At 56.9% G+C, this 17,340-nt stretch carries 16 protein-coding genes and 1 tRNA gene; 7 read left to right on the top strand and 10 right to left on the bottom strand.

Annotated features, from left to right (window positions below):
- Window position 1 precedes the first annotated feature (1 nt).
- The 3 genes from WMQ00_RS08935 (at window position 2) to WMQ00_RS08925 (ending at window position 1,288) form a co-directional block, all read left to right on the top strand.
- Complete coding sequence (locus tag WMQ00_RS08935) at window positions 2-430, top strand: hypothetical protein (protein WP_340440906.1); 429 nt, start codon at window positions 2-4, stop codon at window positions 428-430.
- A 2-nt stretch (window positions 431-432) separates the two neighbouring features.
- A complete protein-coding gene (locus WMQ00_RS08930; protein WP_340440905.1) occupies window positions 433-792 on the top strand; it encodes a hypothetical protein in 360 nt (119 codons plus the stop codon).
- Between the two features lie 160 nt (window positions 793-952).
- On the top strand, window positions 953-1,288 hold the full coding sequence (locus WMQ00_RS08925) for a hypothetical protein (RefSeq protein ID WP_340440904.1): 336 nt from the start codon (window positions 953-955) through the stop codon (window positions 1,286-1,288).
- Window positions 1,289-1,379: 91 nt separating this feature from the next.
- Here the strand turns inward: WMQ00_RS08925 and WMQ00_RS08920 are convergent.
- Window positions 1,380-1,453, bottom strand: a tRNA-Gly gene (locus tag WMQ00_RS08920).
- Between the two features lie 65 nt (window positions 1,454-1,518).
- Between WMQ00_RS08920 and dcd the strand changes: the two genes are divergently transcribed.
- Together dcd and WMQ00_RS08910 are read left to right on the top strand one after the other, a co-directional pair.
- Window positions 1,519-2,082 carry a dCTP deaminase gene (dcd, locus tag WMQ00_RS08915; RefSeq protein WP_034656041.1) on the top strand — a complete coding sequence of 188 codons (564 nt, stop codon included), beginning with the start codon at window positions 1,519-1,521 and terminating at the stop codon, window positions 2,080-2,082.
- A 42-nt stretch (window positions 2,083-2,124) separates the two neighbouring features.
- Window positions 2,125-3,453 (top strand): UDP-glucose dehydrogenase family protein, encoded by a 1,329-nt coding sequence (locus tag WMQ00_RS08910; protein WP_340440903.1) that lies wholly within the window; start codon window positions 2,125-2,127, stop codon window positions 3,451-3,453.
- 65 nt (window positions 3,454-3,518) lie between these two features.
- On the opposite strand, the gene WMQ00_RS08905 is transcribed toward WMQ00_RS08910, so the two are convergent.
- The 9 genes from WMQ00_RS08905 to WMQ00_RS08865 form a co-directional block, all read right to left on the bottom strand.
- The gene (locus WMQ00_RS08905; protein WP_316360744.1) at window positions 3,519-4,682 is read right to left on the bottom strand and encodes a YibE/F family protein; all 1,164 of its coding nucleotides are present in this window, start codon (window positions 4,680-4,682) and stop codon (window positions 3,519-3,521) included.
- Window positions 4,683-4,831: 149 nt separating this feature from the next.
- Complete coding sequence (locus tag WMQ00_RS08900) at window positions 4,832-6,061, bottom strand: pyridoxal phosphate-dependent aminotransferase (protein ID WP_239206587.1); 1,230 nt, start codon at window positions 6,059-6,061, stop codon at window positions 4,832-4,834.
- Window positions 6,062-6,116: 55 nt separating this feature from the next.
- A complete protein-coding gene (locus WMQ00_RS08895; protein WP_316360738.1) occupies window positions 6,117-6,719 on the bottom strand; it encodes a DUF1707 domain-containing protein in 603 nt (200 codons plus the stop codon).
- Between the two features lie 96 nt (window positions 6,720-6,815).
- Window positions 6,816-8,090, bottom strand: a complete 1,275-nt coding sequence (locus tag WMQ00_RS08890) for a cation:proton antiporter (protein WP_340440902.1) — start codon at window positions 8,088-8,090, stop codon at window positions 6,816-6,818.
- A gap of 34 nt (window positions 8,091-8,124) precedes the next feature.
- Window positions 8,125-10,830 carry a (Fe-S)-binding protein gene (locus WMQ00_RS08885; protein ID WP_340440901.1) on the bottom strand — a complete coding sequence of 902 codons (2,706 nt, stop codon included), beginning with the start codon at window positions 10,828-10,830 and terminating at the stop codon, window positions 8,125-8,127.
- 106 nt (window positions 10,831-10,936) lie between these two features.
- Entirely contained in the window at window positions 10,937-11,836 is a 900-nt protein-coding gene (locus WMQ00_RS08880) for an oxygenase MpaB family protein (protein WP_200288563.1), read from the bottom strand.
- Window positions 11,836-12,642 carry an NAD(P)-binding protein gene (locus tag WMQ00_RS08875; protein ID WP_200288564.1) on the bottom strand — a complete coding sequence of 269 codons (807 nt, stop codon included), beginning with the start codon at window positions 12,640-12,642 and terminating at the stop codon, window positions 11,836-11,838. Before WMQ00_RS08875 ends, WMQ00_RS08880 begins: the two co-directional genes overlap by 1 nt.
- Before the next feature lie 166 nt (window positions 12,643-12,808).
- Complete coding sequence (locus WMQ00_RS08870; protein WP_340440900.1) at window positions 12,809-14,395, bottom strand: succinic semialdehyde dehydrogenase; 1,587 nt, start codon at window positions 14,393-14,395, stop codon at window positions 12,809-12,811.
- A gap of 78 nt (window positions 14,396-14,473) precedes the next feature.
- Window positions 14,474-15,550, bottom strand: a complete 1,077-nt coding sequence (locus tag WMQ00_RS08865; RefSeq protein WP_200288566.1) for an oxygenase MpaB family protein — start codon at window positions 15,548-15,550, stop codon at window positions 14,474-14,476.
- Between the two features lie 409 nt (window positions 15,551-15,959).
- On the opposite strand from WMQ00_RS08865, the gene WMQ00_RS08860 reads away from it, so the two are divergent.
- Window positions 15,960-16,538 carry a DUF6230 family protein gene (locus tag WMQ00_RS08860; RefSeq protein ID WP_200288567.1) on the top strand — a complete coding sequence of 193 codons (579 nt, stop codon included), beginning with the start codon at window positions 15,960-15,962 and terminating at the stop codon, window positions 16,536-16,538.
- Window positions 16,528-17,295, top strand: coding sequence for a DUF6114 domain-containing protein (locus WMQ00_RS08855; protein WP_200288568.1), 768 nt, complete (start codon window positions 16,528-16,530; stop codon window positions 17,293-17,295). Before WMQ00_RS08860 ends, WMQ00_RS08855 begins: the two co-directional genes overlap by 11 nt.
- Window positions 17,296-17,340 lie beyond the last annotated feature (45 nt).

The following is a 17,340-nucleotide window of genomic DNA, read 5'->3' as shown; positions in this document are numbered from 1 at the left end:
CATGGATTGGAAAAGATTTAAGCGCCGCGCCGCACGGTGGCTCGTCTCAGACGCTGCCGGGCTGATGATTCTGGGCAGTATCTCCATCGCTCGCGGCATGTCCTACACACCGCTGCTGGTGAACCCAGAGCGCAAGCCGACGCATTTTATGGAGAGCGTGCTTAACCCGCCCTCGTGGGCTGTGGTGTGGCTGCTCATGGGTGTGCTGTGCGTGTGCGCGGCAAAGTGGCACAAGCTGGTTCCTGCCGCCGTTGGGGCCGTCGTGGGGTTGCATTCCATGTGGGCGCTCAGCTTTATTTTCGCTACGATTCTCGGTGACCTGCCTCGCGCTTGGGTGTCCTCCCTCGGCTATATCGGCATCGCAACCATGACCCTCTACGCCTACGGACGCGGCCAGACCGGTGAGCTGAAAATCGTTGACGGGAGGTGACGATGATGCCCGTAGACGGGCCATTGGCTACCATCATCGTCGCCGTAATCGGCGTGGCTGGAACTGTAATTGGTAGCGTGCTGACCGAGAAGAACCAGAAGAAGAAAGCAGAGCTAGAAACTCGCGGCCCGGAGTGGGAATCGTTTACCAAGTCCATTCGTGAGTGGACGAATGAGCAGCTGGAAGCCCGCGATAAGTCCATCAATGAGATGCGGGTGGAGATTGCTGAGCTACGCGACAAGTTGGAGGTGTGGAAAAGCCGGTATTTTATCGCCGTGAACCATATCCGCCAGTGGCGGCTAAAGCACCCTGAAAGCGTCGCCGATATGCCCATACCCAACGAGCTGGAGAATGATTTTTAGGCTGACCCTCACCCCACGCGGGTGGGGGTCTTTTTGGCGTTAAAATTGGCGCAGATACCGTCAGGGTGACGAAAGTTCCCCTACTCTCGATACCTCCATAAATCCCCTAAACAGGTATCCTAATGTTACCCACGTCACCGTAAGCCCTTATACTTAAAGTATGAAAAAGACAACCTTCACTCTCTCCCTCATTTCAGTGCTCCCAATCCTCACCGGGTGCTTCACCCCAGAAGATTCGATCCTCGACTGGACGGCAAGCGAGGCCCGCGATAAATGCCACGAACGAGTAGCCGATAAATTGAAATCCCCATCCACGGCTGAGTTTGAAAAGGACTCTGAATACACCTCAGAAAAAGAAATGGACGGAACAGTCTGGCGCATCCGGGGGCACGTTGACTCTCAGAATGATTTTGGCAGCACTGTTCGATCTGATTGGAGTTGCGCTGTGCAGCCCCGTGAGGATGATTCGCCCATCATTAGTGTTCGGGTGAGGTAGCTACCATTGCAGCTACCACGTCTTTAGTACATGGTGAGTATAGGCCCTCCCTTGCCTAACTATTTAGGCAGGTGGCGGGCCTATTCTTGTGTGGAGCCGACGACGGGAATCGAACCCGCGCTAGCAGCTTGGGAAGCTGCAGTTCTACCATTAAACTACGTCGGCACTGCGCGCTGGTGCGCTCCGGCCTACTATACACCTTGGCCTTCGGCATGAGTAGAATTGGGGCCGTGCTTCTTTCAGATCGTGATATCCGTTCCGCCATTGACGCCGAAGAATTGGGCATCGAGCCCTTCGACAGCGAGCTTATCCAGCCCTCCTCGGTAGACGTGCGCCTGGATAAATATTTCCGCGTCTTCAATAACTCGCGGTATACGCATATTGACCCCAAAGAGGAAATGCCGGATCTCACCACCTTGGTGGAGGTAGAAGAAGATCAGTCCTTCATCCTGCACCCAGGCGAGTTCGTCCTCGGTGCTACGTTGGAAAAGTTCACCCTGCCTGCGAACTTGGCTGGCCGCTTGGAGGGCAAGTCTTCGCTCGGCCGCTTAGGATTGTTGACCCACTCCACCGCGGGCTTTATTGACCCAGGCTTTTCCGGTCACATTACGCTCGAGCTTTCTAATACCGCCAACCTGCCCATTGCCCTGTGGCCGGGCATGAAGGTGGGACAGCTGGCGATTTTCAAGATGACTTCAGCAGCTGAAAGCCCTTATGGCACGGGTTCGCTGGGGTCGAAGTACCAAGGCCAGCGTGGCCCGACTCCATCGAAGTCTTACCTGAATTTTCGATAGGCTTAAACCGGTATTCACATAAGGCCTTTAAGATAAGGCCTTATGCGTATGACTGTAATCGGCACCGGATACCTGGGTGCAACCCATGCTGCGTGCATGGCCGAGCTCGGCCACGAAGTACTAGGCGTGGACGTAGATGAAAATAAGATTTCCGCTCTCAAATCGGGCCAGGTTCCATTCTATGAACCGGGCTTGCCCGAGGTTCTGGGGCGCAATATCGAGGCCGGACGCCTCGATTTCAGCACGGACTACGAAGAAGCAGCCGAGTTCGGCAACCTGCACTTTTTGGGCGTCGGAACTCCGCAGCGCCGTGGTTCCTACGCGGCGGATATGACCTACGTTAAGGCCGTTATTACGGACTTGGTGCCCAAGCTCAAGGGCGATCACATCATCTTCGGTAAATCTACCGTCCCGGTCGGCACCGCCGCGGAACTCCAGGAACTAGCCAATGAGCTTGCCCCAGAAGGCACCACCGTGGAAATTGCCTGGAACCCGGAGTTCCTGCGCGAGGGCTATGCCGTCAAGGACACCATCACCCCAGACCGCATCGTGCTCGGCGTTGGTGAAACCAACAATGAAAGTCGAGCTGAAGAGGTCGCGCGTGAAGTCTATGCCCAGCCGCTCTCGCAAGACACCCCATTTATTGTCACGGACTGGCAGACCGCGGAGCTGGTCAAAGTCTCCGCTAACGCATTTCTAGCCACCAAGATTTCCTTTATCAACGCAGTCTCCGAAATCTGCGAGATTGCGGGCGCGGACGTGACCGCGCTTGCCGACGCCATTGGGCTCGACGAACGCATCGGCCGCAAGTTCTTAGGCGCCGGTCTCGGCTTTGGTGGCGGTTGCTTGCCTAAAGATATTCGCGCCTTCATGGCCCGCGCCGGCGAACTTGGCGCCGACCAAGCGCTGACCTTCCTGCGCGAGGTAGACGCTATCAATATGCGCCGTCGCGACCGCGTGGTAGACCTTGCCAAGGAAGCCTTCAATGGTTCTCTGCTTGGTCACCGCGTGACCGTGCTGGGCTGCGCGTTTAAGCCAAATTCCGATGACGTGCGCGATTCGCCCGCCCTTTCCGTGGCCGGTTCCTTGTCCTTGGCCGGTGCGGCAGTAACCGTCTATGACCCAGAGGGTATGGACAACGCCAAAAAGGTATTCCCCACCTTGGATTACGCCGCAGACACTGATGACGCCCTGAGCGAGGCCGAGCTGGTGATTTTGGCTACCGAGTGGAAGCAATTCAAGGAATTGGATCCGCAGCAAGCGGGCCAGCTCGTGGACAATAAACACATTATCGACGGCCGCAATGTGCTGCCTGTCGCGGATTGGCAGCAGGCAGGCTGGAAGGTTGAGGCCCTAGGCCGCACCCTCTAGGTTCTCAACTGCCTAGATACGAAAGGCTGAGCAGCGTCGATGCTGGCTCAGCCTTCCGCTTAGGCTTAAGCTTTTGTACGCTTTGGCACCGTGAAGGCCGCAATGGCCGTAGTGATGGGAACCGCGAGGGTCAATGCCATCGCGCCCACTCCAGAACGCAGCAGCTCAGTAGCGACGAGATCGCTGCTCAAAATCTGTCCGGCAGGGCGTTCTGCTGCGGTAATCAGCATGAGCAGCGGCAAGGTCGCGCCGGTATAGGTGAGAATCAGCGTATAGACCATGGAGGCAATATGGTCGCGGCCCACCTTCATTGCGGAGAGGAAAAGCTGTGTAGGGCGGGCATCAGGATCCGCTTCGTGGAGTTCGGTAATGGTGGATGCTTGGGCCACGGCGGCGTCGGCAAGGCTGCCCAAGGCGCCAACTACAAAGCCGCACAAGAGCACGCCCACGATGGATACATCAGGCATATAAAGAAGTAGCTTGAGGTTGTCCTCAGAACTGTAGCCCTGCAACTGCGAACCATCGATAGTGGCCCATGCCAGCACCGCTGCGAGAATGAGAGCGGTGAGGGAACCACCCACCGCCGATGCCGATTTCCAATTCAGGCCGTGGACAAGAGGAACGGCGAGCAGAATGATGGCAGAGCAGGCTACAAGGGCGGACCACAGGGGATTATGAGCGTCGATAAGAGCGGGGACGAGGAACGCAAAGATCACGCCTAGGCTGAGCGCTAAGCCGATAAGGGCGCGTACGCCATGCCACGCCGCAAAAGCGATAATGACGACGGCGACGATAACCGCCCACAGAGCTAGGCTTCCGGTGCGCTGATAATCAGCAAAAGCATAGGACACAGCGCCGGAAGGGTCATCTGCCTTAGAAAGAACAATCTTGTCGCCCGGTTTAAGCTGCGGATCGCCGGCATTGCCGTAGGTGACCAATTGGGTCATGCGTCCTTCGTCCTCGCCGGAGGTGATATTGACTAAGGCGCGGTCGCACTGCACTTCCTCAGACCCAGGAATGAGCGGCGGTTTATCAAAGGCCTGTCCAGTAAGTTCCGATTGGCAAGCAGAGTGATCTGTCGTGTCGACCGTGCCCTCGACCTGTGGGTGGTTGAGGGCATAGGTTTGCTGAAAATCGGTGGAGGTGTGCTCGGAAGCTGGACTCTGAGGCCACAGCAATGCCATGCCCGCAATGGTGGCTATAAGCGCTGTGACGAGCACGCCGAGCAAGGCTAACCGCCATGGATGGTGAGCTAACGAAGTAGAGAGCCGACCCCATGAACTTCGAGTCGGCTGAGGCTTAGGTGCCGCAGAATGTCTTCCCATGCACCATATTGTTATGGATTATTACTATCATTAGCAACTGGCGGGGAAGAAAGCTACTGCTTATAGCTCACCAGGAAGTTGCCAAGGCGCTCAATGGCGTTTTCGATCTGGGATGCCCACGGCAGCGTGACTACGCGGAAGTGATCTGGGTTCGGCCAGTTGAAGCCGGTTCCCTGAACCATGAGGATCTTTTCCGCCTTCAAAATATCCAGCATGAGCTTGGCATCATCATGGATTTCATACACATTCGGATCCAGGCGCGGGAAGAGGTAGAGCGAGCCCATGGGTTTTACCGCGGAAACGCCGGGAATCTCATTGAGCTTCTCGTAGGCGATATTGCGCTGGCGCAAAAGACGCCCGCCGGTACCAGTGAGCTCGAAGATGGACTGCCGGCCACCCAATGCCACCTGGATAGCGTGCTGCGCCGGTACGTTCGGGCACAGGCGAGTTCCGGCCAGAAGCTCAAGGCCTTCGATGAAGCCACGGGCGTGGTGCTTAGGGCCTGTAAGTACCATCCAGCCGGCACGGTAGCCACACACGCGATAGGCCTTGGATAAGCCATTAAACGTGATGGTGAGAAGGTCAGGGGCTAGCGAAGCGATGGAGATGTGTTGCGCGCCGTCATAAAGAATGCGGTCATAGATCTCATCGGCCAAGATGAGCAGATTATGCTCGCGGGCGATGTTGACGATCTTCTGCAGTACTTCGCGCGAGTAGACCGCACCCGTTGGGTTATTCGGGTTAATGACCACGATGGCTTTGGTCTTATCCGTAATCTTGGACTCGATGTCCTCGATGGATGGATTCCAATCATCCTCCTCATCACACAAGTAGTGCACTGGGGTACCACCTGCCAGGGACGTAGCCGCAGTCCACAATGGATAATCCGGTGCCGGGATGAGAACCTCATCGCCGTTATTAAGCAGCGCTTGGGTGGTCATGCTGATGAGCTCGGAGACGCCATTGCCCAAGAAGACATCGTTGATATCGAAGGGTGGGAAATCCTCCAGCTCGTAGCGGGTAACGATGGATCGGCGGGCAGGAATGATTCCCTTGGAGGTGGAATAGCCCTGGGAAGTAGGCAGGGCGGCGATCATATCGCGCATGATGACATCGGGTGCTTCGAAGCCGAAGACGGCCGGGTTACCGGTGTTGAGTTTCAAGATGGTGTGGCCATCGAGCTCCATGCGTTCCGCTTCCGCAGAGACCTCGCCGCGGATGTCATACGCGACGCCCTTGAGTTTGTCGGATTGGTCAAAGATGCGGTGTTTGGGAGAAGTCATGGGAATATTGTGCCACGATTCACAGCTGCACAAAATGCTTCAACACCGGCGATGACTATTTTTTATTCCACTCGCTGAATTTCCGCTTGGCCAGATCCATGGCTTGGCCGGTGATTTCGCCAGCTTGCATACGGCGATCGGCCCACATCTTTTCCTCGATCATTTTTTGCTGCGCGCGCTCATGCGCCGTGAGAGCGCGAATCTCGCGCAGCTGCTGCCGCTCAATCTGGCGCACGGATGGGGCGTGCCACGAGGAGGGGCCGACCTTGGCGACGTAGAGCATGATCCACAAAATTGGAATGAGGGCGGCTGCCACCGCGCCCCCGAGTAAAAGCCATGGGTTGCTCATGGTAGCGCTCAAGAAGATCAGAGTGGGGCTTGCTACTGCAAGCACCACAGAGCCGGAAAGGGCAGTGGCAAACTTTGGTTTCTTTCCTGCATTATGCGCACGGGTGACGTCTCCCCGAGAATAAATCTTGACCTCGTGGGAACCACGCGCCGGAATATCTTGGAAGACGGGCACGAGGTCTTGGTGGGTGCTAGCGCGCATGACATCGTCCGAGCGGTCCTCGAACTCCTCCATGGTTAACCGGCCTTCACCCACGGCGCGGGCGAGGTCATTGATGGCATCGTTGCGCTCGGAATCGGACAGGCGCAGAGTCCGATTGACAGGGGAAGAACCAAAGTTATTACTCACGTTTTCCAGTCTAGGAAAATTCTGCCCTTCCAGGGACGTGCTCTCAGCGAACGCAGCCTATAGGTCCTTGGATTCAGCGTCAGGAGTCTTCTCGTCCTTCTTTTCTTGCTGGTTCCCGCCCACCAAGCTGGCCAAGAAGGGGAAGATGGCGACGGTAAGCGCTCCACCGGAGACGAAGATCGAGGCATTCTCCGGCTCCATGATTCCGGAATTGACCGCCAGGGACGTTACCGCCACGATGATCGGCAGACCGGTGGCGGAATACAAACCTACTTGGAGGCGCTCGCGGAAGGTTTCAATATCAGATCCGGTATGCCCAACATTTTCGCGCAAGAAGACGGGCAGGCCACGGGTCACCAAGATGAGAGCTGGAATGCCCAGTACCTTCCACGGATTATGAGCGATGGTGTCCCAGCTAATGCTCATGCCAGAGACCACAAAGAAGACCGGAATAAGCATCGAATAAAACACCACATCGAGGCGGTGCTCTAGGCGGCGGTGGAACTCATCCGGGATAATACGGTTCAAAATGATGCCGGCAGCAAAAGCACCGAGCACAATATCGAGTTCAAAGACTGCGGTAACGGCCATAAGAATGGCCAGAATAAGGATGATAAGACGCAGAATCGTTTGGTTGGTTGAACCTGCACCAGAGATAAAGGCGGTCTTTACCCAAGGGATCGTTGATGCGATAGCCGCTGGCATGATGGCGACAGCAACGGCGATGATGATGAAGAACAACAAAATGATCATCGTCGTCAGCGTGGAACGAGTACCCAGCAATAGTGCCATTGCGGTAATGGGGGCGACCTCACCAATGGCACCGTGAATCATCACAGAGTTGCCCACCTTGGTGCCCAGAATGCGGTCCTGCTTCAGCATCGGCGTGAGCGTGCCCAGCGCCGTTGAGGTCAGTGCCAAGGCGACCACGATGGCACCTGGCACATTATCTACCAGGAAGTAGGCACCCACCCCACAGGCGAGGGCACAGATTGCCCAAGTGGATAATGCCGTTCCGGCTTCCTTTGTTTTGAGGGTGGAGATTTGAATTTCAAAGCCCGCGAGGAGAAATAACGCTCCCACGCCGAGCTCCTTGAGCATTTCGATGCCTTCGTCCTCGGCAGCGAGGTCGAGCACCGAAGGACCAATAATCATGCCGAAAATCAGCAAGAGGGCTACCGATGGAAGACGGTAGCCCAGCATATAAGAGATCAGCGGCGCCAGCAGGGCGGCGGCCATGATCCAAGCGAAAGAGACGAGGGAGTGTGTATTTTCGGTCGCGCCTGCTGCTAGCAGTAGGGCATCGGTGGGGAGTCCCGCATTAAAATGCATGGACTACAGCGTACGCACCCATGCCCCTGCGCGCCTACTCAGATTCAGGCGGCTGTGGCGCGCTTTCCGACGCCGGCGGTGCCGGAGCTGCAGGCGGCGTCGGTGCCGACGGAGCAGAAGGTGCACTTGGCGCAGGCGCAGCCGGTGCGCTTGGAGCTGCAGGCGCTGCGGGTGTGCTCGGCGGCGTTGGAGCGGCTGGTGCTTTCGGTGCAGGTGCTGCTGGGGCACTCGGTGGGGTAGGCGCGGTCGGTGCGGCGGGAGTTGCCGGCGCTTGGGGAGCTTGCGGTGCAGCTGGCGGCGTCGGTGCCGATGGAGCAGAAGGTGCGCTTGGCGCGGGTGCTGCGGGCGCTGCGGGTGCGTTCGGCGGCGTTGGAGCGCTTGGTGGTGTTGGAGCGGCTGGTGCTTGTGGCGCAGGTGCTGCGGGAGCTGCCGGTGCTTGGGGAGCTTGCGGTGCAGCTGGCGGTGTCGGCGCTGATGGAGTAGAAGGTGCACTTGGCGCAGGCGCAGCCGGTGCCGCAGGGGCGGCGGGCGCGCTTGGTGCCGAGGGTGCCGCGGGTGCGCTTGGGGCTGCCGGTGCCGAGGCGGAGGGGGCGGGAGCGTTAGGAGCGTCGGAAGTGGGGGCGTCGGCAAGCGGGGCATTATTGGTGCCGGTGGACTTCTGGTGGCGCACCGGAGTGGCAAGGAAGGCCTTGGGGTGGGGCTCTGGCAGGGTGCCGGCCTCATCGAGGGAAATGGAATTGCGCAGCATAACTGCCACGTCATTGACCTTGGCGGCGGGGGTGGAATCCTGCGCCAAGGACTTCACGCCGCCGGTCATCATGACATTACAGAAGGGGCAGCCGGTGGCAATTTCTTCCGCGCCGGTTTCCAAAGCCTGTTCGGTGCGGAAGTCATTGATGCGGGTGCCAAGCTTTTCTTCCATGAACATGCGGGCACCGCCGGCGCCACAGCAGAAGGCCTCGTCGCGGTTCTTGTCCATCTCACGCAGTTCCACGCCGGTGGCCTCGAGCAGCTCGCGTGGGGGATCGAAGACCTTGTTGTGGCGGCCGAGGAAGCAAGGGTCGTGGTAGGTAATCGGCTTGCGGTTCTCCGGCGTGCGCGGCACCGGCTTGAGCAATCCTTCGCGCACCAGGCGGTTGAGCAGCTGGGTGTGGTGGAAGACGTCAAAATGTCCGTCAAAGTCCGGGTACTCGTTGCGGATGGTGTTAAAGCAGTGCGGGCAAGTGGTGATGATCTTGCGCTGGCCCTCCGGTACGCCGTCAAAAGCATTGTTGAGGGTTTCTACGTTTTGCTGCGCCATCATCTGGAAAAGGAACTCGTTGCCGGCGCGGCGGGCAGGATCGCCCGTACAGGTCTCGCCAGTGGAGAGCACACCGAATTTCACACCAGCTGTATGCAGCAGGTCTACGACCGCACGGGTGGTGCGGCGGCCGTCATCATCGTAGGCACCGGCGCAGCCTACCCAGAGTAGGTATTCCATATCGGAGAAGTCCGTCTCGTCCTCACCGATGATGGGCACATCGATGCCATCGGCCTGGGCCTCATCGATCCAGGCGCGGCGCTCAGAGTTATTCCGGCCCCACGGGTTGCCTTTGTTTTCCATGTTTTTGAATAGGCCGGTGAGCTCAGATGGGAAGTTCGATTCCGCTAGCACCTTAAAACGGCGCAGGTCCGCGATGTGATCGATGTGCTCAATATCGGTAGGGCACTGGTCCACACAGGCGCCACAGTTGGTACATGACCACAGCACATCATCATCGATAACTCCGGCCATGGACAGCACATCTACGCCTTCATGCGGGTTGTAGTTATCCAGCGCTCCCTGGCGCAGATCCATCATGAGCTTCTTGGGACTGAGCGGTTTTTCGGTATTCCAGGCTGGGCATAGCTCCTGACAGCGGCCGCACTCGGTACACGAAGTGGAATCCAGCAGCATCTTCCAGCTGCCCGGTGTGATGTCCTCTTCCAAGTCCGGGGTGGGCAAGGACTGCAGTGCCTTTTCACCGGTGGCATTGCGTTGGAAGAAAATATTGAAAAAGCTGGTGAAGCGGTGCCACATGACGCCCCACTGGAAATTGCGGGAGATAAAGACGATAAACAGCATGCCGGACAGCAGCTTGAACAGGGCGAAGAAGCTCACCAGGGCCGGTGACTCGGGGAAGAGCTTGGCCAAGTGGATACTCAAGAAATCCGCCCAGGCGGAACCGCCGCCGTAGGTGGCGATCTTGGTGGACTTTACCAAGATCATGCCGAGGCCCTCGGAAAAGACGATGAACTCTACCCAGCGTGCGGAGGCGGTCTGGGAGTTGAAGAAGCGGCTGCCACGCTCGGTATCGCCGAGCTTGAGGCGCACACCGATGAGGAAGCCAATGCCGAGCACCGTCGCGATGCCCAAGACTTCTTCCACAAAGTGGTAGACCGGCCAGTGGCTGAGCCACGGCCAGCCCTTATTCGGTGCGAAGGTTTGGATATAGGCCTCGAACCACACCAGGATGCCGAAAAGGAAGCCCACCATCACCAGCCAGTGGGCGGCATTGACCAGAGGTTTTCCCTTGAAATGGGAGTGGCTAAAGACCTCTGCCAGCACGCGCCCGACGCGCTTTACGGGGCTGTTGGTGCGCTCTAGTTGGGTTGGTCCGCCCGAGCGGATGAACTTAATGAGCGCGCCTATGCGGGCGAAAAAGTATAGCCACACCGGAATCGATGTGGCTATAGCGATCCAACCGGACACGGTTGTCATTCGTGCTCCTTCACTACTGATGCTCCACGTTGTTATCTACCTTAAGGCCTCAAGGCGCAATCATGGGAGTCAGTATTCAGTAACTATGAGTGAAGGGATAAAGGCCTTAGTAGTGGAAGCCGCCTTCAGCTTCCGCCTTCTCAAAGGCGCGGGTAGCAATAGGAACCATGCGTGCCTTACGCGGGAGGATGGAGAAGACGCCACGGACGGCGCGGGAGAAGATCTTGAGCTTGCGCTCATCCTTCTTGGTCCACTCCCAGCCAATCTTGTTGCGCAGCTTGTCTGGAATCATGCCGATTGCAACCCACAACAGCAGGCGGGATGCGTAAGGTGCAACGGGCTTCCACAGCCAGTTGGGCACCTTGGGATCTGGGGTGTCGAGGGTAAGGCCGTTGATGATGCGGGAGCGCTCGATGGTCTCGCTGATATCGAGGTTTTCGATCATGTTGTCCACGTACTCTTCAAATTCAGCGTACGTCTTGGGCGCATCGTCGGGCTCTGCAACCCCGTAGAAGGTGTACCAGGTACGGGTCTCCTGGAAGAGCTGCTCGCGCTCCTCTGGGGTCAGAGGATCCATGAAGTTGCCGGCCAGCTGGTACGGCATAGCAGCGAAGGTGGCGTGTGCCCAGTAGTAAACATCCGGGTTCAGCGGGTGGTAGCGGCTTCCATCTGGGTGGGTGCCCTTGATGTCCTTGTGGAAGTCACGAATCATGACGCCAACTTCTGGGCCTTCGTAGATCGTGCGGATGATCGGGAAGGCGGAGCGAACCAAGCGCGCAACCTCGTTATCGAAAACGTTGGAGTGCTGCACTAGAGACCGGCTGATGTCACGCTGGGCAATCTGCAAAAGACCAGCAGACAGTGCGACGAATGCGGAGCGCCAGTCACCAAAGCGCTGCCACAGGATGGAATCCGGACCCAGCTCAGGCAGGTTATCGGTGTTGTTATCTGCAGTCTGGGTGTGCTTGTCGTTTACAGTGCTTTCAGGATTGCTCAGAGTAGTCATTACGCCTCCTTAAGGGCAGTAGCGGACTTTTGATGTTTCTGGCGTTCGGACGAGGCGGACTCAGGGGCGTAGTTGGATGCTCGCTTGAAATCATGGGCCGGTGCATCGAACCCTGCGAGCACTTCGCGGATTCCGCGTACAGTGCCGGGCTGAACCAACCATTTATCGTGCTTGACGGTTAGTTCGCCTGGTCCACGAATTTCGAGCTGGCGGACGTAGCGGCGGCAGTGATCGGCGCGGGCTTCGATGACAGCTAGTGGGCGACGCTTGAGGTAAGAGTCGCGCGGGGTGGGGCCGTCAACAAAGAGGGCATTAGGCAGCCCAAATACCTCTACACCGTGGTGGAGGTACATGTCATCGACGCTGGCCTTTGACCGTCCCGGTACGGAAATCCACGGGGATTCCTCGCCGGTGGCGCGAATCAACACATCGAAAGCTTGGGTTTCCTGACCGGAATCACCGAGGTAGGAGATTTCCCATTTGCCTTCTGCTCGGTCGAACTCGGCACCAGTAACGGCGGTGGAACCGCGGAACTCGGCGCCACTGGCAGCAACAGCCTCTTCAAGGTGGCGTATTACAGAAGCTGGCGAGCCATCAGTTTTGGTGAGACGGAGGTACGGGGTACGGAAGTGGTACTTCCGGGAAACCTCAGTGGCTTCAGCGGAATTGAAGTGACCGCCGATGTGTGGTTCTTGTTCAAAAAGAACGGTGTCGAATCCAGAGAATGCGCATTCAGAAGCTGCGGCGCATCCGGCTACTCCGGCACCAACCACTGCGACAGTCGGTCGGCGGTATGGCTTGAACATACTGTTCCTTTCGAGTTTCACAGGGCGCTTACTGGCCGCTGTGTGTTGTGCAATTTATGCATTCAGCAGAACACATTTCTGAGTATGTTGTGATCGTACACACATACCCTTTGAATGTGAAGTGAGTTACTGAATTTAAAAGGTGGCTGCTTATGCTGCGCAGTACTCAGGGGAGGAAGCGCAAGGCCTTTCCTAAGCGCAATGCGGAGCTCAGCAAAGTGCCGTAGTACTTATTGGGAAGCCAGCTTGGCCCGCGCATCGGCATGATCCTTTGCGAGGAGATATTCTTCGCTTCTGTATATTTGGTCAGACCCTCGTGGCCATGACGGCGGCCAACACCGGACTCCTTGACGCCACCCAACGGGGTGGAAATCGAGGCCCATGTGGAGGCGTAGCCGTCATTGATGGTCACGCTGCCTGCATCGATTTTCTCAGCGATGCCCTGCGCGGTCTCGGGTTGGCCGAATACAGAGGAGTTCAGGCCGTAGGGCAATTTATTTGCCTGCTCGATGGCCTCTTCGACATCGCGCACGCGTTGCACGTACACCACAGGGCCAAAGACCTCTTGCTCTGCAAGCTCGGCGCCTTCACCCAAATCAGTGAGAACCGTGGGTTCAAAGTGATAGGGGCCAATATCCGGGCGGGGCTTGCCGCCAGTAATAACGGTGGCACCCTTATCCACCGCATCGTCGACAAAGTGCTGCACCACATCTAATTGGTTTTGGCCGATGAGTGAACCCATCGTGTAGTCCCAGTTCAAACCGGAACCAAGTTTGATGGACTCGGTTGCCCGGCGGAATGCGTTAATGAATTGATCGAAGATGGCATCGGGTACGTAGATGCGTTCAATCGACACGCACAGCTGGCCCGAATTGGAAAAGCAAGCGGTAGCGATGGTGTCAATATGCTTGTCGATGTCCGCATCCGGCGCGATGATCATAGGGTTCTTGCCGCCCAGTTCTGCGGAATATCCAACGAGGCGCTCGCCTACAGTGGTACCCAAAATCTTGCCGGTCTTGGTGGAACCGGTAAACATCAGGTAATCGCAGCGTTCGGAGATAGCGGAGCCGACGACTCGACCGGAGCCGGTAACGATCTGCAGCAAATCCTTCGGCAGTCCTGCTTCCCTCAAGAGGTAGAGGGAAATCAGGTTAGAAAACGGGGTGGATCCATCGGGCTTGGCCACAACGCCATTGCCGGCAAGTAGTGCCGCAACGGCATCGGAAATGCCCAGTGCTAATGGGTAGTTCCATGGGCTGATTTGCCCCACAACACCCTTAGGAACTCGCTGCAAGTGAGTTTTGGTGATGAGCGGAAATGCGCCCGGCTGCTTCTGAGTGGCCAGTAGCTTTGGCGCATTATTTGAGTAATAACGCGCGTTATTTAGTACATCGAGTACCTCATCAAAGGCGGCCGTGCGGTCCTTGCCGGTTTCCAATTGGATGAAGTCCGCCAACAGCTCGCGGTGTTTAGCCACGAGGTGGTGGAAGCGCTTCATTACCATTACGCGCTGCTTAACGTCGGTATCGGCCCAGGCCTTTTGGGTCTGACGCGAACGGCGGAAAGCCTCATCTACGTCTTCTTCGGAACCTACTCCAACCCAGCCTAATTCTTCTTCAAATAAGGGGGAGTGGACCGCTTTGCGTTCGCCTTTATCCAGCGAGCCGGTGGAGTAGTTAGTGGTGAGATGTTGTAGCTCAGTTAGTAATTGCTGTGGCAAGGGCCGTTCTTGTAGACGGCGTGGTAAAGACATGTAATGCACGCTCCAGAAAGATCAATGAAAAGGTTCGTGAGCTAAAAAGCTCACGAACAATTGGGAAGCCGGTGTGTTTTAGAACGGGCAGCCGGCTGCACGGCGTGCGGCTACTGCATCATCGGAATCCGGCTTGTCGGTAGATTCCGCGGTGGCAGCAGAGTCCTTAGCCTGGGCGGCGTTGTAGCCTTGGATCTTCTTCGGCTCCTTGTACTTGCCCTCGATCATGCCGTTCTTGATCATCAAGGAACGACCCGGCTCCATGTAGCGCTTGTCCTCAGGGAGGTGGTCCATGATGAAGCGAACGGACTTAGCGATGCGGTCGAAGCGCTTCTGGTCGCGCTTGGTCCACTTCAGATCCAGGATGTCGCGGTACTTCTGCGGCAGGGTAGCCACAGTCAACCAGATGGCGCTGCGCATAATGGGCTTCCAGATAACCTTCCATACTGCCTCTGGAACGCCTTCCGGAGCTTTGACCGGCTCTACGCGTGCGGTGCGCAGTGCGAAGTCAACGGTCTGGTTGCGCTCGAGCACGGTGTCTGCCATGTCATCCATGTACTTGATCAAGTCATCGTAGTTATCGATGACCGGACGCTCAGACATGCCGTACTTATCCCACCAAGTCACGCCCTCGCGAACGATTTGGTCGCGCTCTTCCTTGGTGAACGGGGTACCGAAGAGTTCCTGGGCGTAGATAACGCGGTAGACGAAGGTAGCGTGTGCCCAGTAGTAAGTCTCCGGGTTCAGGGAGTGGTAACGCTCGCCATTTTGCAGCGTGCCCTTAATGGTGACGTGGTAGTCGCGGATGCGCTCACCGATGTCCCCATCATCGTAGATGGACTCAATAATCTGCGGCGTAGAGCGCTGCAGGCGAGCGAAAGGCTCGTCGAAGAACTTCGAGTGGTCCAAAAGGGATTGACCAATCGCTGGGTGCATATTCTGCAAAATGCCGGTGTAGCCGCGCAATAGCTGCAGGCGGTTATCCGAGCCCCACTTCCACAACAGGGAATCCGGGCCCAAAGGAGCGCGGCGCAGCTCGCGCTTTTCTTCCTTCTTGTCCTGAGCGTTTACTTCTTCCGCACCGGACTGAGTGGAATCAATGTGGGTATTTTCTTCGTTTGCCTGTGCATTTTCGGGTTTCAGTGAGTTGGACAATTCGACCCTCCGTAGTCGATAAAATCTGATGGTTGTGAAGCGTAACACACACCGGTGCACACTTATTACATGGCGCACAAATTTGGGGGTACAGTGTTGTGTGCTGCAGGTTTAGTGGGGGATTGGAAGTTGACAATGGCAGGAGTGCGATAATCTTCTTTAAACACATGATCTGGGCTACACCGTTGCGGGCGTATTTAATTGCACCCCTTTTTGTGTGACGTGTCTCAGGTAGTGCTAACGTGTGTTCAAGCTCATTTTATCAGTGGATTGCGTAAGTCTATTTCTCATCGTGGGCTTGTATATCTCTTGCCGCGGTAAAGAGTGGGCTGAAAATTCACCGTAGACGGGGGACGCTGCTAAAACAGGCAGCTACCCCGCCTTTTCAATTCCACAGAAAGGTTCCTTCATGGGCAGGATTAGTATTCCAAAGTTTGCAACCGCACTGGCTGCCGGGCTTGCAGCTTTTGGTGTAACAGGTTTTGCGGTAGCCCAAGGTGGCTTGACCGCTAATATCGCACTTTCAGGAACCTTCTTTAAGGTGAACATGAGCCACCTAGAGGGCGAAGGATTGTCGATCTTCGTTGATAGGGACAAGATGGGAGAAGAAACCATCCCCGCCGCGCGCTTGAAGTTTGAGCACGCCGTGGCTTCCAATTTGTGCCTGTCCGCCAATCTTCCTGATGTCCCAGGCATTGGCGAGACCACCTTCGCCCTCCGTGCGAATGGTGATGACAGTGTGGAGGTAGAGAATCTCTTGGTTGGTGCTACCGATATTAAGGGTCAGCTGGATCTGACGAATGCCAACGTGGGTGTTGACGCCAGCCAGGTTAATGACAAGGCAGATCCAGGTTCGTGGGGATTGTACGCGCAGAAGGTGACCCTGAGCGCGGACGATATTCGTACGACCTCGGTGGGAGCAGAAAGGCTCGCTGCCTCTGGTGTGAATGTGACGGTGAAGAGGGGAAGCAACAACAATGGCTGCTAAGTCTTCTGATGATGAGACTTTGCGCATGCCTGCGGTGAACGAAACCGGTGCCGATAACGGCGAAGCTGCACGCAGCGCCCAAGATTCCACCCATGAGCCGGCCGAGAAAACCGCTGGCGAGGCCGCCACTGGCACTGATCACGCTAGTGCTGCGGAGACGAAGGCCGACGACACCGCTAAGGCTGGCGCTGAAGCCACGGCCGCGGCGGAAAGCGATGGAGACAACGCATCGCAGTCGGTAGCGGATGCGGTTAAAAGCGCTGGTGAATCGCAGGACTCCGCAGCGAATAACAAAAATGACAAAGCCGTAACCCGAGTGGCTCCTAAAGAGAGCTGGTGGAAGCGGTTTAAACACTGGCGTAAGCGTCGTCCGTTCGCGGGTGGATTGTTGCTTATCTTGTCCGGCATCGCCATCGCAGCGCCGGCCTATATTACTGTGCGCATTTCTGATCTGTTGGTCATGATTTCCACGGTGTCGGGCGTTTCGACGCTCCTTATTGGTGCGGCACTTATCATGTTCGGCCTTGGAGCTTGGTTTCGGCAGGAGACCTCGTCTTACCTGGGTGTTTTAGCCATCTTGGTGGCGATCATCGCGCTTCCCACCACGAACCTGGGCGGCTTCGTGATCGGCAGCCTTTTAGGCATTATCGGTGGTGCGCTCTCATTTGCTTGGCAGCCACAGGATCGCCAGAAGTCTCCAAAGAAGCACAAGAAGAAGAAAAAATCCCAGGCCAAAGAGCTGGCGGGTTCAGTATGAAGCTATTCAGGCTGAGCTCACTACCGCGTCGTCGCTCCGCTCGTG

Source organism: Corynebacterium sp. KPL2825, from assembly GCF_037908445.1.
GTDB lineage: Bacteria > Actinomycetota > Actinomycetes > Mycobacteriales > Mycobacteriaceae > Corynebacterium > Corynebacterium kefirresidentii.
The sequence above is the reverse complement of the archived record's forward strand: the minus strand, read 5'-3'. Positions and strand labels throughout refer to the sequence as shown.

Coding starts and splice junctions, on each gene's coding strand:
- WMQ00_RS08935 (WP_340440906.1), top strand. CDS start 2: ATGGATTGGAAAAGATTTAAGCGCCGCGCCGCACGGTGGCTCGTCTCA.
- WMQ00_RS08930 (WP_340440905.1), top strand. CDS start 433: ATGATGCCCGTAGACGGGCCATTGGCTACCATCATCGTCGCCGTAATC.
- WMQ00_RS08925 (WP_340440904.1), top strand. CDS start 953: ATGAAAAAGACAACCTTCACTCTCTCCCTCATTTCAGTGCTCCCAATC.
- WMQ00_RS08910 (WP_340440903.1), top strand. CDS start 2,125: ATGCGTATGACTGTAATCGGCACCGGATACCTGGGTGCAACCCATGCT.
- WMQ00_RS08900 (WP_239206587.1), bottom strand. CDS start 6,061: ATGACTTCTCCCAAACACCGCATCTTTGACCAATCCGACAAACTCAAG.
- WMQ00_RS08890 (WP_340440902.1), bottom strand. CDS start 8,090: ATGCATTTTAATGCGGGACTCCCCACCGATGCCCTACTGCTAGCAGCA.
- WMQ00_RS08885 (WP_340440901.1), bottom strand. CDS start 10,830: ATGACAACCGTGTCCGGTTGGATCGCTATAGCCACATCGATTCCGGTG.
- WMQ00_RS08880 (WP_200288563.1), bottom strand. CDS start 11,836: ATGACTACTCTGAGCAATCCTGAAAGCACTGTAAACGACAAGCACACC.
- WMQ00_RS08875 (WP_200288564.1), bottom strand. CDS start 12,642: ATGTTCAAGCCATACCGCCGACCGACTGTCGCAGTGGTTGGTGCCGGA.
- WMQ00_RS08870 (WP_340440900.1), bottom strand. CDS start 14,395: ATGTCTTTACCACGCCGTCTACAAGAACGGCCCTTGCCACAGCAATTA.
- WMQ00_RS08860 (WP_200288567.1), top strand. CDS start 15,960: ATGGGCAGGATTAGTATTCCAAAGTTTGCAACCGCACTGGCTGCCGGG.
- WMQ00_RS08855 (WP_200288568.1), top strand. CDS start 16,528: ATGGCTGCTAAGTCTTCTGATGATGAGACTTTGCGCATGCCTGCGGTG.